General features: G+C 69.0%; 2 protein-coding genes (1 of these 2 running past the window's edge). Both read right to left on the bottom strand.

Annotated features, from left to right (window positions below):
* A protein-coding gene (locus tag ACFQ4H_RS01520; protein WP_377566031.1) for a non-ribosomal peptide synthetase crosses the window boundary here: on the bottom strand, positions 1-3,794 show its 5' portion. It extends 265 nt beyond the left edge of the window; only the first 3,794 of its 4,059 coding nucleotides appear in the window; it begins with the start codon at positions 3,792-3,794; the stop codon falls past the left edge of the window.
* Positions 3,791-17,464: an amino acid adenylation domain-containing protein gene (locus ACFQ4H_RS01515; RefSeq protein ID WP_377566028.1), complete on the bottom strand. Its 13,674-nt coding sequence runs from the start codon at positions 17,462-17,464 to the stop codon at positions 3,791-3,793. Before ACFQ4H_RS01515 ends, ACFQ4H_RS01520 begins: the two co-directional genes overlap by 4 nt.

Raw genomic sequence — 17,464 nt, 5'->3', positions numbered from 1 at the left:
GTCGACCGGTTGTGGTTGTAGATGCGGTGGTACTGGTCGATCTGCTGGTCGTCGATGCCCGGGTACATTCCGTTGAACTTGATCAGCTTGTCCCGGAATTCGGCCATGTCCACCGGCTCGATCGCTGCGCGGTGGCCCGGGTCGTCGGTACCGAGGGTGTCCAGCAGGACCACGCTCAGCCCGGTGTGCCCGGCGAGCGCCAGCCGGCGGCCCATCTCGTACGCGATCAGGCCGCCATAGGAGAGCCCGGTGAGCACGACCGGCCCGTCGAGCAGGGGCGTGACCTGCCGCAGGTACGCCTCGGCCATGGCCTCGACGGTGGGCAGGAAAGCCTCGCCCGGGTTCACCCCCGGCGACTGGATGCCATGGACGCCGACGAACTCCGGCAGCGCCTTGGCCAGCGAAAGGTAGCAGAACGCGGTGCCACCGGCCGGGTGTACACAGATCACCTGACCGCTGCCGTCGCCCGCACGGAACTCGATCAGGTTGCTCGGCGGTTTGCCCGACGCGCCCCGGCGGAGCCGGCCACCCAACGCCTCGATGGTCGGATGCAGCATGATCTCGTGAACCGGCAGCGCCTCGCCGAACGCCTCACCGATGGCGTGTGCCAGCTTGATCGCCGAGATCGACGTCCCGCCGACATCGAAGAACCGGTCGCTGATGCCGATGTTCGGTTCGAGCAGCAACTGCTTCCAGATCTGGTAGAGCGTCAGCTCGATCTGGTCGCGAGGGCTGGCCAGGTTGACCTGCCAGGGCGCGTTCGCTCTGGCCAGCCGCAGCAGTTCGGCCTGGTCGAGCTTGCCGTTGGCGGTCCGCGGCAGGTGCGGAAGCTCCACGAACCGCGACGGGATCATGTAGCCGGGCAGCCGTCGGGACAGCGTCTCGCGCCACTCGCTCACCAGCAACGGTGTAGCCCCACCCCGGCTGATTCCGGCCACCAGCCTCGGTTCGCCGGCCGCGTCCCGGTCGACCAGCACCGCCGCATCGTGTACGCCCGGCTGGTCGAGCAGCGCTGCCTCGATCTCGCCCAGCTCGATCCGGAAACCGTGCACCTTGACCTGACCGTCCTGGCGGCCGAGGTACTCGATGTTCCCGTCGGATAGGAAGCGGGCCAGGTCACCGGTGCGGTAGACGCGCTCACCGGGAACGAACGGGTCGGGTACGAACCGTTCGGCGGTCAGGCCCGGCCGGCCCAGATAGCCCCGGGCGAGGCCGGCACCACCGATGTAGATCTCACCGGTCACCCCGATCGGCACCGGTTCGAGCCGTTCGTCGAGCAGGTAGATGCGGGTGTTGGCCAGCGGCCGGCCGATCGGGCACTGCCGCGCCAACGGTTGCGGGTCGAGGTAGGCGCTGCTGTAGACCGCGGTCTCGGTCGGCCCGTACCCGTTGAGGATGCGCAGGCCGGGTAGGACCTGCTGGAGCCGGTGCAGCCCCTGCTCGGGTAGTGGTTCCACCCCGACCAGTAGCTGGCGCAGCGCCAGCCCGGCCAGGCGGGTCCCGGGCTCCTCGTCGATCCACCTGACGAAGGCCGGCGGCAGGTAGGCCTGGACGATGCGATGCTGGCGCAACCAGGCCATCAACGCCCCCGGATCGCTGCGCAGTTCGTCGGGTACGAGGTGCAGCGCTCCACCGGTGGTCAGCGGCAGGAAGATTTCCTGCACCGAGACGTCGAACCCGATGCTCGACCAGAGTGCCGCCGCCTCGCCCGGTACGGGGCCGAGCTGCGACACCCAGTGGTCGAGCAGGTTCGCGATGCTGCCGTGGCCGACGGCGACACCCTTCGGCCGACCGGTCGAACCCGACGTGTAGATCACATAGGCCAGGCTGGCCGGGTGCCGGGCGATACCGGGTGCGTCGTCCCGTTGCCCCTCGGCCGCCAACCGGGCAATGTCGTCGTCGCCGAGCACCAGCGCCGGTACGGCGTCGGCGACCATGCCGGCCAGCCGCTCCGGCGGCAGGGTCGGATCCAGCGGCAGGTAGGCGGCCCCGGCCTTGAGGATGCCCAGGATGGCGACGATCAGCCCCGTAGACCGGCGCGTCCGCAGGCCGACCAGCTGGTCAGGACGTACGCCCCGGGCGATCAGCGCGTGTGCCAGCCGGTTGGCCCGCCGGTCCACTGTGCCGTAGTCGAGTCGCTCGTCGGCACAGGCCACGGCCAGTCGGTCGGGGTGACGCCGGGCCTGCGCCTCGAACCGCTCGGCGAGGCTCACCGGGGCGGCCAGCGGTCGCGCCGTGGCGTTCCAGTCGACCACCTGGCGCTGCCGTTCGGCCGGCCCGAGCAGGCGCAGCTCACCCACCGGCATCGATGGGTCGGCGGCCACCTGCCCGAGGAGACGTACGAAGTGGTCGGCCATCCGGGCGATCGTCGCGGGATCGAAGAGGTCGGTGCTGTACTCGAAGGTGACCTGCAACCCATCGGCCTGTTCGAACACCTCCACGGACAGGTCGAACTTGGCCGCCCCGGTGCTGCTCGCCAGCGGCCGCAGTTCGAGGTCCGGCAGGTCGAGCCGGCCGCGCGGGATGTTCTGCAGTACCAGCATCACCTGGAACAGCGGCGAGTAGCTGGTGTGGCGTTCCGGCTTGAGTGCCTCCACCAGGTGCTCGAACGGCAGGTCCGGGTGGGCGTACGCGTCGAGCAGGTGCCGCCGGACGTCGTCCAGCAACGCCGCGAAGGACTGCTCCGGGTCCAGCCGGTTACGGATGACCACGGTGTTGATGAAGTGGCCGATCAGCCCCTCGACCTCACGGTGGTTACGGTTGGCGAACGGGGTGCCGACACAGACGTCGTCCTGCCCGCTGTAGCGCCAGAGCAGCACCGACAGCGTGGCCATGAGCGTCATGAACAGGGTCGCGTCGCCGACCCGGCCGATCTCCCGTAACCCCCGGACCACCTCGGCGTCCACCGTCGTGTTGTGACAGTCGCCGCGATAGCGCTGCACCGCTGGTCTGGGCCGGTCGGTCGGCAGGGTCAGCAGTGCGGGCGCGTCGGCCAACGCGGCGGTCCAGTAGCCGAGTTGGCGGTCCAGTTCGCCGCCGGCCAGGTGCCGGCGCTGCCACAACGCGTAGTCGGGGTACTGCACCGGCAGTTCGGGCAGTGGGTTCGTCCCACCCCGTGCGTACGCCCCGTAGAGCGTGGTGACCTCGCCGATCAGGATGCCGATCGACCAGCCGTCGGCCACCATGTGGTGCACGTTGAGCAGCCAGCGGTGTTCGTCCTCGGCCAGCCTGATCAGGCTGCTGCGCAGCAGTGGCCCGGTAGCCAGGTCGAACGGTGCCCGGGCGTCGGCCCCGGCGGCCTCGTCGGCCCGCCGGAGCCGTTCCACAGCGGGTAGCGCGGTGAGGTCGGTGACGGGCAGGAGGACCGGTTCCGCCGGGCGTACCACCTGGCAGGGCTCGCCGTCCACGCTCGCGAAGACGGTACGCAGTGCCTCGTGCCGGCGTACCACCTCGGTCAGGGCCCGGGTCAGCGCCGGCACGTCCAGCGCACCGACGATGTCGAACGCGACCGGGTTGTTGTAGAACGGGTTGCCCGGCGACAGTTGGTCGAGGAACCACAGTTGGCGCTGGGCGTACGCGAGCGGCAGTGGCGCGTCCGATCGGGGCCGGCGGGGGATCGTGTCGGCGTCGGAACCGGTCAGGATCGCGATCAACTGCTGCTTGTGGAGTTTGAGGTCGGCCAGCAGCTCCGGGGTGAGCACCTCGCGCGACGCCTTGACCCGTAGCCGGTCGCCGTCGACCTCCAATGCGACCGAGTGCCGGTTGAGCGTGTCGAGCAGTTCGTAGGCGTTCATACTTCGACCGCGATCGTGTCGGTGGGTTCGGTACCGGCCCTCCCGGGGCGGCTGCCGCCGACCAGTGAATAGATCAACTGATGCGACGCGTCCAGCTCGAACAGGGCATCCAGCTCTGCCGTCTCCAGCGAGCCGATACCGCAGAGACCGAGGCCCCGGTCGGGGGCGGCCATCGTCAGTAGTTGTGCCATGGCACCCGCCTCGATGTTGCAGAAAGCCAGACTCTGATCCTGGTAGAGGGGCTCGATTGCCGTCCGCTGCGCCACCAGGAACAGCGCGAACGCGGCTGACTCGAAGACCGGCCGGTTGACGAAGTAGTCGTAGGCGTCCGGGCTCAGCTCGCGGTCGTTGCCGATCGTCACCAACCGGTGTGCTGCCGGGTCGTAGTAGTAGGTGCCGCCCGCCACGCCGGTTATTCGGCCGGGCTTGACGTACAGGTACGTCTGCACCGGATAGGTGCCGCCGGCCGAGCCGTACTGGAACTTGGCCCGGCCGTCGACCTCCCGCTCGGCGAGGGCGGCCAGGAGGAGGCCGAGTGCCTCGGCGGATATCGGGTCCGCGCCGAACTCGCGGACTGAGCGGTAGTCGGTGTATCGCCGTTCGAAACCCGCGTCGGCCGGTGCGGCCAACGCGACCGCTGGCGTCTCGGCCGCGAAGACCCGTCGGCCCTGACCGCGTGCCTTGAACTCGGCACGGGCAGCCGGATCCTCGACCACCGTGGCGGCCGGCTGCGCTGTCGTGCCGGCGGTCTCCTGGGCTGCCGCGACGGTCTGCCGCGCTGCCGCCGCGACGTTCCGCTGTGCCGCGGCGACGACGGCCCGCTGGGCGATGTGTTCGCGGAACATGCCGAGCAGGTCGGCCAGCGTCGGTTGGCGCATCAACCGGGCCAGTTTCGGCCGGAAACCCAACTCGCTGGCCAGGGCGTTTGCGATCCGTACGATGTCGATCGAGGTGGCACCGAGCAGCAGCAGGTTGGCGTCCGGCGCGACGACCGTCAGGTCGAGGATCTCGGTGACGATCTCCACCAGCCGGTTCTCGGCCGGATCGTCGAGCACCGGCGCCTCGACGGCCACCACTGCTGACGGCTTCGGCTCGGGCAGCTGCCCCTTGTCGACCTTGCCGTTGGCCGACAGCGGAAGCGCCTCGAGGAAGGTGAACGACGCCGGCACCATGTACGCCGGCAGCCGGCCTTCCAGGTGTTCCACCAGGGCGGTTGCGTCGAGCGTGGCGACGTCCGGCACCACGTAGGCGGCCAGTCGCTTGTCGCCCTGGGCCTGCCCGAGTAGCCGCACTGCGCCTGCGCGTACCCCGGGGTGGGCTTCCAGCGCCGCTTCGATCTCGCCCAGCTCGACCCGGTAGCCATGCACCTTGACCTGGCCGTCCTCGCGGCCGAGGAACTCGATCGTGCCGTCGGGCCGCAGCCGCCCCAGGTCGCCGGTGCGGTAGAGCCGCTCACCGGTGACCGGATGACTGACGAAGCTGGCCGTCGTGGCGGTCTCGTCCCGCCAGTAGCCCTGCGCCAGGCCGACACCGCCGATGTAGAGGTGCCCGGTGGCCCAGGTCGGACGGGGGCGCAGGGCGTCGTCGAGGACGTAGACCCGCTGGTGGGTCAGCGCCCGGCCGTACGGGATGCTGCGCCAGGCCGGGTCCACCACGTCGATCGGATGGTGGATCGACCAGATCGACGCCTCGGTGGCGCCGCCGAGACTGTCGACCCTGATCCCGGGCAACAGTTCGCGCAGTCGTACGGGCAGCGTGAGCGGGATCCAGTCGCCGGACAGCATGGTCAGCCGCAGCGACGGTGGCAGCGGGTGTCCACCGTCGGCGTAGTCGACCAGCATGCCGGCCAGCGCCGGCACCGAGTTCCACACGCTGACCCGATGGACCCGGGCCAGGTCCAGCCAGTGGGCCGGATCGCGGGCCAGTTCCGGGTCGAGCGTGACGACCGCCGCTCCGGCCGCGAGCGTGCCGAAGATGTCGAAGACGGAGAGGTCGAAGCTGAGCGAGGAGATGGCCAGGACCCGGTCGGCCGGCCCGATGCCGAAGCGTTCGTTGATGTCGAGCAGCGTGTTGACCGCACCGCGATGATCGATCATCACGCCCTTCGGCATACCGGTGGAGCCGGACGTGTAGATCACGTACGCGAGAGCGGTGTCGGCCAGGTCGACCGGCCGCAACGCCGGCCCACCGGCACCGACCGCGGTCGCGTCCACCACCAGGTGTTCGACATCCCCGGGTACCACCGCCCGGTCCGGATCCCCCAGGACCAGGCGGGCCTCGGCCCGGTCCAGCACCCGGGCCACCCGATCGGCCGGCCAGTCCGGGTCGATCGGCAGGTAGGCACCACCGGCGTAGAGGATCGCCAGGGTGGCGACGACCTGTCGCCAGCCGCGTTCCAAGCACACCCCGACCAGTTGGCCGGGAAGAACACCACGTTCCTGTAGGCGGCCGGCCAACTGCCGTGCCTCGACACGCAACGTCCGGTAGTCCAGCCGCCGGTCCGGTGCCAGCACCGCGAGCGCGGCGGGGGTCGCCAACGCCTGCCGGTCGAACAGTTCGTGCATCAGGGGGCGTCCGGCCGGCAGGGCCGCCGGTGCCGGCGGTGCGACCGGCCCGTCCACCGTGGTGTGCCAGGCGTCGGGATCCTCGAGCCGGGCCAGCAGGGCCCGGTACGCCGCGAACATCTCGGCGACCAGACCGGCGGGGAACAACTCGTCGATGCTGTCCCAGTTGTAGTACAGCCGCCCGGCGGCCTCCAGCACCGTGTGGTCGATCCACACCTGCGGGGTCTGGGTGATGCCATGGACGATCTCGCCACCGAGCGCCGACGCGAGACCACTGTCCCCGGTCTCGGGAGCCAACTCGCTCAGGGTGCTGTTGAAGACGATCGGCATGGCGGCGTGGCGGGTGCCCCGGGCCCGGGCGAGTTCGCGGTTCACCCGTACGCCACTGACCGCGGCGTGATCGATGTCCTGCCACAGCTGTTCCTGCACCGTACGGGCCCGGGTCACGAAGTCGGCCCCGGCCGCCACCTCGACCTCCAGCAGTACGAGGGAGGTGAAGTCGCCGATGACCGCGTTGATGCTGGGATGCAGCGGAAGCCGGTTGAACAGTGGCAGGCTCAGCGTGAACCGTGGCTGGCGGCTCCACCGGGCGAGTACCTGCGCGAACGCCGTCAGCAGCAGCACCGACGGGGTGACCCCGTGCCGGCCGGCCGCCGCCTTCAACCGGCCCCAACGCTCGGCCGGCAGCACCTCGTCGTAGCGGGTGAAGCGTGGGCGGTTGATGCTCTCCGGCTGGCGTTCCAGCGGCAGCCCCGGTGCCGGCGCCAGCGTGCCGACCCGCCTACGCCAGTAGTCGAGTGCCCGGTCGTAGCGTGGTGTCTGCCGCAGTGCCCGCTCGGCGAGGACGTAGTCGCGGAAGGTCACCGTGAGCGGCGGCAGGTCGGCGTCCGGATCGGCGTAGAACAGCGCCAGTTCGTGTTCCAGGATCTGGGTGCTGGCCGCGTCGACGATCAACGCGTCGATGCTGACGTGCAGTCGCGCCTCGCCGTCGAGCAGCGTCAACGCGAACTCGAACAGTGGCCAGCGGCTGGCGTCGAGCAACTGGTGGGACATCCGCTCCCGGGTCTCGGCCAGCCGTCGTTCGACGGTGTCCGGATCGAGCCCGCGCAGGTCCTGCCGGGCCATCACATAGCGTGGTACGGCCGGTAGGACCCGCTGGCTGCCGTCGTCGAAGACCGTACGCAGCATGTCGTGTCGGTCGATCATCCGGTGCAGCGCCCGGGTGAAGCGTTCCTCGTCGAAGTCGCGTACCCGCAGCTCGCTGTAGCCGTGCGCGCCGACCCCACCGAGTTCGATGGTGGACTCCCGGCCGACCCAGTAGGCCTCCTGGATGTCGGTGAGGGGGAACGGTTCGTGCCGCCCGGCGTGGTCCGGGACGAGTAACGCGAAGGCGTCGGTGGTGGTGGAGTCGTGGTGCGCCAGTTCGGCCGCCAGGTCGGCCAGGACCGGCTTCTGGAAGAGGGTACGCAGGGACAGCTGCGCCGACATCCGCTGGTTGATGGCGTGGACGAGTCGGGTCGCCAGGAGCGAGTGACCACCCAACGTGAAGAAGTTGTCGTACACACCGACCCGGTCGCGACGCAGCACCTCGGCCCAGATGGCGGCCATCCGGGCTTCCCGGTCGTCGCGCGGTGCGACATAGGCGGTCGCGTCGTCCGTCTGCTCCGGCGCGCGCAGGGCACGCCGGTCCAGCTTGCCGTTGGCGGTGAGCGGTAGCCGGTCCAACACCACCCAGCGGGTCGGCAGCATGTGCGCGGGCAGTCGGCGTCGCAGGTGGTCACGGGCCATCTCGGCGGTGACGTCACCGGTCAGGTAGCCGACCAGGTGCGGGTCACCGGGCGAGTCCTCGCGTAGCAGAACCGCCGCCTCACGTACCCCCGGCACGTCGCGCAGCACGCTCTCGATCTCACCCGGCTCGACCCGGAAGCCGCGCACCTTGACCTGGTCGTCGGCCCGCCCGACGAACTCGATGGTGCCGTCGGCCAGCCGGCGGACCAGGTCACCGCTGCGGTACATCCGCTCGCCCGGACCGGCGTACGGGTCGGGCAGGAACCGTGCCGCGGTCAGCGCCGGCCGGTTGAGATAGCCCCGCGCCACGCCTGCGCCACCGATGTAGAGCTCGCCGAGCACACCGGGTGGCACCGGTTCCAGTCGTGAGTCAAGCACGTAGAGCCGGGCGTTGGCGATCGGCCGGCCGATCGGTGGCAGCGCCGGCCAGTTGCCTGCATCCGTCGTGGCCAGCGCGAACTGGCTGACCACGTGGGTCTCGGTCGGGCCGTACTGGTTGTAGAGATACCTGCTACCCAGTCCCGTCAGCAGGGCGCGGACGTCGTCGTTGACCCGCAGTGCCTCGCCCGCGGTGATGATCTCGCAGCCGGGTGCCAGTGGGGGAACGGCTCCGGTGATACCGGCCAGTTGGTGCAGCACCGCCGTCGGGAGGAACGCCCGTCGTATGCCCTGCTCCGCGATGAACTGGCGGAGCTGGCCCAGCTCGCGGCTACGCTCCTCGCCCATCAGCACCAGCGTGCCGCCCTGGCACAGGGTGCTCCACACCTCCTGTGAGGACACGTCGAAACTGATCGAGGCGAACTGCAGTACCCGGTCCGGTGCCGGGCCGCCCGGCGTGGCGTAGCGGAGCTGCCAGTCGATCAGATTGTCGAGACATCGCCACGTCTGTGCCACCCCCTTCGGCCGACCGGTCGATCCGGAGGTGTAGATCACGTAGGCGAGGTGGTCCGGCCCGGTGACCGGATCAGGATCACCGGTGGGTCGACCGGCCCAGAGGGACCCGTCGGTGGCGAGGTCGATGGCGGGTGGTGCGCCGGTGAGTTTGGCGACCGTACCCGCGTCCCCACCGGTGACCAGGAGGATCGGGGCGCTGTCACGCAGCAGGTAGGCCAGCCGTTCGGCGGGGTAGGTCGGGTCCAGCGGCAGGTAGGCGCCGCCGGCCTTGAGGATGGCCACCAACGCGACGATCAGGTCCGGTGACCGGCGTAGGCAGATCGCGACCAGTGAGTCGGGGCCGACGCCCCGGTCGCGGAGATGATGGGCGAGTTGGTTGGCGCGGGTGTTGAGGTCGCGGTAGCTCAGTGCCTGTCCCTCGTGGACCACTGCGACTGCGTCGGGGGTCGCGGCGACCCGCTCCTCGAAGCGCTCGCGGACTCCCTGGGCCACCGGCGACGTACCGGACTGACGCAGCAACCGCTCCCGCTCACGCTCATCGAGCAGGGTCAGTTCGGCTATGGGGCGGTCGGGGTGTTCGACCATCTGGGTCAGGATGTGGTGTAGGTATCGGGTGTAGCGGTGTGCGGTGTTCTGGTCGAACAGGGCGGTGGCGTATTCGAGGCTGCCGGTGATGCGGTTGTTGTGTTCGGCCAGGGACAGGACCAGGTCGAACTTGGCACTGTGGTACGGGGCGGGCAGGGAGCTGACCTCGATACCGGGCAGTGCCAGTACGCCGTCCTCGGTGTTCTGCCAGGCGAACATGACCTGGAACAGTGGGGTGTGGGCGAGGCTGCGGGTGGGGTTGACGAGTTCGACGACGTGTTCGAAGGGTAGGTCCTGGTGTTCGAGGGTGGTGAGGGAGAGGTCGCGGACGCGGTCGAGTAGTTCGGTGCTGGTGGGGTTGCCGTCGAGGTTGATGCGTAGGGCGAGGGTGTTGACGAAGAAGCCGATGAGGTCTTCGAGTTCGGTTCGGCGTCGGTTGGCGGTGGGGGTGCCGATGACGAGGTCGTGTTGGCCGGACAGGTGGGACAGGACGATTGCCCAGCCGGTGAGCAGGGTCATGTAGAGGGTGCCGCCGTGTCGGGCACTGAGCTTTCGCAGGCCGGCGGTCAGGTCAGCTCCGAAGTTCACGGCCAGTTGGGCACCCTGGTGGTCCTGTTCGGTGGGTCGGGGTCGGTCGGTGGGTAGTTCGAGGAGTGTGGGTGCGTTGGTGAGGGTGTTTCGCCAGTAGGTTTCCTGGGTGGTGAGGGTGTTGCCGGTGAGCCATTGGCGTTGCCAGGTGGCGTAGTCGGCGTACTGGATGGGGAGTGGGGGTAGTGGGTTTGGTAGGTCGTGGTGGTGTGCGGTGTAGAGGGTGCTGAGTTCGCGGGTGAGGATGCCGATGGACCAGCCGTCGGAGATGATGTGGTGCATTGTGAGGAGTAGTACGTGTTGGTCGGGGGCGAGGGTGATGAGTCGGCCTCGGATGAGTGGGCCGGTGGTGAGGTCGAATGGTGTGGTGGTTTCGGTTTCTTGTAGTTGGGTGAGGTGGGTGTGGGGGTTGGGGTGTTCGGTGAGGTCGTGGTGTTGTAGGTGGAGGCCTGTGTGGGGTGGGTCGATGTGTTGGTGGGCGTTGGCGCCGGTGGTGATGATGCGGGTGCGCAGTATTTCGTGGCGGGTGATGATGGTGTTCAGGGCTTGGGTGAGGGCGTTGTGGTCGAGCCAGCCGTCGAGTTTGAGGGCGATGGGCATGTGGTAGGCGTGGCTGACGCCGCCGAGTCGTTCGAGGAACCACAACCGCTGCTGAGCGAAGGAGAGTTCCAACGTGCCGGTGCGGTCCACCGGGCGGATCGGGGGCAGCACATCGCGACCGTCCGGCGTCAGTCGTGCGACGAAGGCGGAGAGGACCGGAGCCGCGAAGATCGCCGCTGGCGAGACCTCCCGCCCCAGTGTCTGACGGATCTTCGAGACCAGCCGCATGGCCAGCAGCGAATGACCGCCGAGGGCGAAGAAGTCGTCGTGGCGGCCGACCCGCTCGATGCCGAGCACCTCGGCCCAGATCGCGGCGATCATGGTCTCCAGCAGGCCGAGCGGCTCGGCGTAGCCGCGCTGACCGAAGGCCTCGCCGTCCGGGGTCGGCAGCGCCGCCCGGTCGAGCTTGCCGTTCGGCGTCAGCGGCCAGGCAGCCAGGCGTACGTACGCCGCCGGCACCATGTACTCCGGCATCTCGGCGGCCAGCCGGTCACGCAACACCTTGGCGTTCGGCGGCTGCCCGGCGACAGCCAGGAAGTAGGCGATGAGCCGCTGGTGACCGCTGGGATCCGCACGCGCGACGACGACCGCCTCACGTACCCCGGGGCAGGCGGCCAGCCGGGCCTCGATCTCGCCGAGCTCGATACGGAAGCCACGGATTTTTACCTGGAAGTCGTCCCGACCGAGGAACTCGATCTGCCCGTCCGGCAGCCGGCGACCCAGGTCACCGGTCTTGTAGAGCCGGTCTCCCGGTACGAACGGGCTGGTGCTGAAGCGGTACGCGGTCAGCTCGGGTCGGTTCAGGTAGCCGCGTGCCACCCCCGCACCACCGATGTAGATCTCACCGATCACCCCGGCCGGGACCGGTTCGCCGGTTCCGTCGAGGAGGTGGATCCGCACGTTGGGCAGCGGCCGGCCGATCGGTAGGCAGGTCAGGTCGGCCACGTCGACGGCCGGGAGCAGGTAACAGGTGCTGTCGACGGCCGCCTCGGTCACGCCGTACGCGTTGACGATGCGTACCTGCGGGCCGCACAGTGCCCGCAGCTGTACGGCATTCTCCAGGGTCCAGACGTCCGAGCCGCAGACCACCGTCTCCATCCCGGCGAGGTTCCCACCGACGCTGTCCAGGTAGCTCATCAGCGGATTAAGTACCGCCGGTACGAAGTCGGCGAAGTCCACGTCGTGCTGCCGCAGCAGGGCGTACAGACCGGGGCTGTCGAGCAGCAGCGGACGCGGGCAGAGCACGAGCCGTCCGCCGAAGCCCAACGCCCGCACCACGTCGGCGGTGAAGACGTCGAAGGAGAAGCTGGCCATCTGCAGGTGCACCAGGCCGGGGCGCAGGTCGAAGAGGTGTTCCCAGGCGGCGGCGACGGCCAGGAGTTGGCCGTGTTCCACCAGGACCCCGTTCGCCGTGGCAGAGGTGCCGGACGTGTAGATCACGTACGCCAGGTGGTGCGCGGCCAACCCGTCAACGACCGGTTCGGTCACCGGCAGGTCCGCCCAGTCGGCCGCGTCGAGATCCAGGTCGATGACGTCGACGTCGATCCCGGCCAGCGCGGCATGCAGCCGGTCCCGGGCCGGGCCATGGGTCAGCACCGCGACCGGCGTACCGTCCCGCAGCATGTAGGCGAGCCGTTCGACCGGGTAGGCCGGGTCCAACGGCAGGTAGGCACCACCCGCCTTGAGTACGGCCAGCAGGCTCACCACCGTCTCCGGTGAGCGCTCGACGCAGATCGCGACCAGCCGGTCTGGCCCGACGCCATGTTTGCGGAGGTGGTGTGCCAACCGGTTGGCCCGCGTGTTCAACTCGCCATAGGTCAGCCGCTGGTCGCCGAGGATGACGGCCACCGCGTGTGGGTCACGGGCCGCCTGGGCCTCGATGAGGTGGTGCACACAGCGCCCCGGCGGATACGGCACCGTGGCGTCGTTGCCGTCGGTGAGGAGCCGGTGCCGCTCGACTGGGGGCAGTACGTCGAGCCGGCCGACCGCCGTGTCGGGTGCCTGCTCGAGCGCGTCGGCCAGTGTCTCCAGCGCCCGTTCGACCATTGCGCAGACGCTGTCGGCCGCCACCCCAGCCGTTGCGGCGACCGTCACGACGAAGCCGTCGCGCAGGTCGTCGACGTCCAGTGCCAGGGGGTAGTTGCCGCGCTCCTCGGCGGCGAGGTACGTCAGGTCGTCCGAGCCGATCGTCGGCGTGGTGTTCCCGGACTCGGCCAGCACCTCGGCGTGCCGGTAGTTCAGCAGGGTGGTGAAGAGTGGGGCCGGTGGCACCACCCCGCTGCACGACTGGGCCAGCGCCAGCGGCGCATGTTCGTGCCGGATCAGCCCGGTCAGCGCCCCGTGGGTGCGCAGCACGCAGTCTGCGACGCCGGTCTCGCCGAGGGTGATCCGTAGCGGAAGGGTGTTGATGAAGGGGCCGAGGATCCGGTCGCTGCCCGCGTCGCCCTGCATCCGGCCGAAGAGCACGGTGCCGAAGACGACGTCCTGGCGGTTGCTGGTCCGGGCCAGCACCTGCCCCCAGGCGACGTGGAAGAGGCTGGTCACGCTGACCTGAAGGGCCTGCGCCCGGTTCCGTAGTCTTAGCGAAAGATCCGCGCCCAGGCGTACCCGGGCATCGCGCATGGTGTGACCGGCGCCGTGGATGTCCAGGATGCCGAACGGCGCGGTCGGGGTGTCGACGTCGCGGAGCATCTCGCGGAAGAAGGTCTCCTGCTCGACCCGGTCCGTACCGCGCCGGATCCGTGCCACGAAGTCGCGGAACGGCAGCGCCGGCGGCAACAGATCGGCCTGTCCGGCCAGATGGGCCTGGATCTCCGCGTTGAGCTGCTTCAGTGAGGTGTTGTCGTCGATGATGTGGTGCATCAGCTCCAGGGCCAGCCACCGGCCGTCGCGCGGGTCCCGGGCGATCAGCAGCCGTAGCAGGGGAGCCTGATGCAGGGGCAGGCGAGTGTGCTGCCGGTCGAAGTGCTCGCGTAGCTGCCGACCCGGGTCCCCGCCCGCCGGATCGAGCGTGACCTCCTCCACCAGTAGGGGAGCCTGCCGCCACACCACCTGTACCGGTTCGTTGACCCCCTGCCACACCACCGAGGTGCGTAGGATGTCGTGCCGGGCGACCACGGCCTCCAACGCGTCCCGGTAGCGGTCCAGCCGGTCCCGGTCGGGGAAGCCGATCAGGCTGGTGACCAGGTACGGATCGCCGTCGTGGGCCATCAGGTGATGGAACAGGATGCCTTCCTGCATCGGGGCCAGTGGATAGATGTCCTGGACGTTCGGCGCTCCGCCGGGCACCGTGGCGACGACCGCGTCGATCTCCTGTTGGCTCAGGTCCACCAGCGGCAGTAGGTCCGGGGTGATCCGTGCGCAGCCGACCGGGATCAGGTTGGGTGTTACCGCGACCCGGCCCGGTCCGGATGCGACAGCGGTGGCCAGGTCGGTCAGGACCGGCGCTCCGAAGAGCACACGTACGTCGGCGTGCATGCCCTGCCGACGCATCCGCTCCAGCACCCGCAGGGCCAGCAGCGAGTGCCCGCCCAGCGCGAAGAAGTTGTCGTGTCGACCGACCCGTTCGATGCCCAGCACCTCGGCCCAGATGGCGGCGAGGGCGGCCTCCGTCGGACCGACCGGGTCGGCGTAGTGCCGGGTGGCGAACGCCATTCCATCGGGTGCGGGCAGTGCCTGGCGGTCGAGCTTCCCGTTGGCGGTGAGCGGCCACTCGGCGATCCGTACGTACGCGGCCGGGACCATGTGTTCGGGCAGGGCAGCGGAGAGTCTGTTACGCAACGAGTCGACGGCCAGCTTGCGTACCGACGCGGTGTAGTAGGCGACCAGCCGTGTCTCGCCCGTCGCGTCCGGCCTGGCCAGCACGACCGCCTCGCGTACGCCCGGAGATGCGGCCAGCTGGGCCTCGATCTCGCCCAGTTCGATGCGGAAGCCACGGACCTTCACCTGGAAGTCGTTGCGTCCCAGGTATTCCAGGTTGCCGTCGGGGCGGTGGCGGACGAGGTCACCGGTCCGGTAGAGCCGGTCGCCGGAGACGAAGGGGCTGGTGAGGAAGCGTTCCGCCGTCAGTTCGGGGCGGTTGAGGTAGCCGCGCGCGACGCCCGCGCCACCGACGTACAGTTCGCCGACGACCCCGGGGGGCACGGGTTCGAGCCGCCCGTCGAGCACATAGAGGCGTAGGTCCCTGATCGGCCGGCCGATCGGGCTGATGCCCGGATGCTCGGTGTCGGCCGGGGTCATCGGCCGGTAGGTCACGTGCACCGTGGTCTCGGTGATGCCGTACATGTTGACCAGCTCGGTACGGCCGTTGCGGGCGTCGGCGTACCACGGCTTCAGCATCGTCGGATCCAGCGCCTCGCCGCCGAAGACCACCGTGCGTACGTGGTGTGCGCGTGAGCTGTCGGCCTGGGCCGCGATCAGGCTGCGGAAGGCGCTGGGCGTCTGGTTGAGGACGGTGACGCCCTCGTCGCAGAGCAGCCGGTAGAAGTCGGCGGGGGAGCGGCTGGTCAACTGGGGGACGATCACCAGTCGGCCACCGTGCAGCAACGCGCCCCAGATCTCCCAGACGGAGAAGTCGAATGCGAAGGAGTGGAAGAGACTCCACACGTCGGCCGGACCGAAGCCGAACCAGTCTGCCGTGGCCGAGAACAGTCGTACGACGTTGGCGTGCTCGACCATGACGCCCTTGGGCTGGCCGGTGGAGCCGGAGGTGTAGATGACGTACGCGAGATTTCCCGGGGTGAGGTCGACGGCCGGGTCGGTGCGGGGCAGGCCCGCCCAGTCGGCGGCATGGGCGTCGAGGTCGACCACCGGTGCGGATGTCAGGCCGTCCAGCAGGGTACGGGTCGCGTCGTGGGTGAGCACGATGCTGGGGGTGCTGTCGCGCAGCAGGTAGGTCAGTCGTTCGGCGGGGTGGGCCGGGTCCAGCGGCAGGTAGGCGCCGCCGGCCTTGAGGATGGCCAACAGTCCGACGATCATCTCTGGCGAGCGTTCCATGCAGACCGCGACCAGCGAGTCAGGGCCGATGCCGTGCTCACGTAGGTGGTGGGCGAGTTGGTTGGCGCGGTTGTTGAGGTCGTCGTAACTGAGTGACTGGCCTTCGAAGGTCAGCGCGACCGCGTCGGGGGTCGCGGCGGCCCGTTCCTCGAACAGCGCGTGGATCGTCCGGTCGGCCGGGTACGCGGTGGTGTCGTTGTTGACGGCCAGCAGTTGGTGGCGTTCGGCCGGGTCGAGCAGGGTCAGTTCGGCGATGGGTCGGTCGGGGTGTTCGACCATCTGGGTCAGGATGTGGTGTAGGTATCGGGTGTAGCGGTGTGCGGTGGTCTGGTCGAACAGGGCGGTGGCGTATTCGAGGCTGCCGGTGATGCGGTTGTTGTGTTCGGCGAGTGCGAGGTTGAGGTCGAACTTGGCGATCGGGTACGGGGTGGGTAGTGGGTTGACGTCGATACCGGGCAGGGTGAGGTCGGCGGTCTCGGTGTTCTGCCAGGCGAACATGACCTGGAACAGTGGGGTGTGGGCGAGGCTGCGGGTGGGGTTGACGAGTTCGACGACGTGTTCGAAGGGTAGGTCCTGGTGTTCGAGGGTGGTGAGGGAGAGGTCGCGGACGCGGTCGAGTAGTTCGGTGATGGTGGGGTTGCCGTCGAGGTTGATGCGTAGGGCGAGGGTGTTGACGAAGAAGCCGATGAGGTCTTCGAGTTCGGTTCGGCGTCGGTTGGCGGTGGGGGTGCCGATGACGAGGTCGTGTTGGCCGGACAGGTGGGACAGGACGATTGCCCAGCCGGTGAGCAGGGTCATGTAGAGGGTGCCGCCGTGTCGGGCACTGAGGTTTCGCAGGCCAGCGGTCAGGTCAGCTCCGAAGTTCACGGCTAGTTGGGCGCCGTGGTGGTCCTGTTCGGTGGGTCGGGGTCGGTCGGTGGGTAGTTCGAGGAGTGTGGGTGCGTTGGTGAGGGTGTTTCGCCAGTAGGTTTCCTGGGTGGTGAGGGTGTTGCCGGTGAGCCATTGGCGTTGCCAGGTGGCGTAGTCGGCGTACTGGATGGGGAGTGGGGGTAGTGGGTTTGGTAGGTCGTGGTGGTGGGTGGTGTAGAGGGTGCTGAGTTCGCGGGTGAGTATGCCGATGGACCAGCCGTCGGAGATGATGTGGTGCATTGTGAGGAGTAGTACGTGTTGGTCGGGGGCGAGGGTGATGAGTCGGCCTCGGATGAGTGGGCCGGTGGTGAGGTCGAATGGTGTGGTGGTTTCGGTTTCTTGTAGTTGGGTGAGGTGGGTGTGGGGGTTGGGGTGTTCGGTGAGGTCGTGGTGTTGTAGGTGGAGGCCTGTGTGGGGTGGGTCGATGTGTTGGTGGGCGTTGGCGCCGGTGGTGATGATGCGGGTGCGCAGTATTTCGTGGCGGGTGATGATGGTGTTCAGGGCTTGGGTGAGGGCGTTGTGGTCGAGCCAGCCGTCGAGTTTGAGGGCGATGGGCATGTGGTAGGCGTGGCTGACGCCGCCGAGTCGTTCGAGGAACCACAACCGCTGCTGAGCGAAGGACAGGGGCACGGGCCCGGTCCGGTCCGGCAGGGGGCCGATCTCGGTGACTGTCCGTGTTGGCTGGACCTGGTCGGGGGCCGAACTGCGGAACGGGTCGTCGTCCGGCAACGTAGTGCCCCCTCGCAT

Origin of the sequence: Micromonospora sonneratiae, assembly GCF_042679305.1 — a bacterium.
Classification (GTDB): domain Bacteria; phylum Actinomycetota; class Actinomycetes; order Mycobacteriales; family Micromonosporaceae; genus Micromonospora_H; species Micromonospora_H sonneratiae.
The sequence above is the reverse complement of the archived record's forward strand: the minus strand, read 5'-3'. Positions and strand labels throughout refer to the sequence as shown.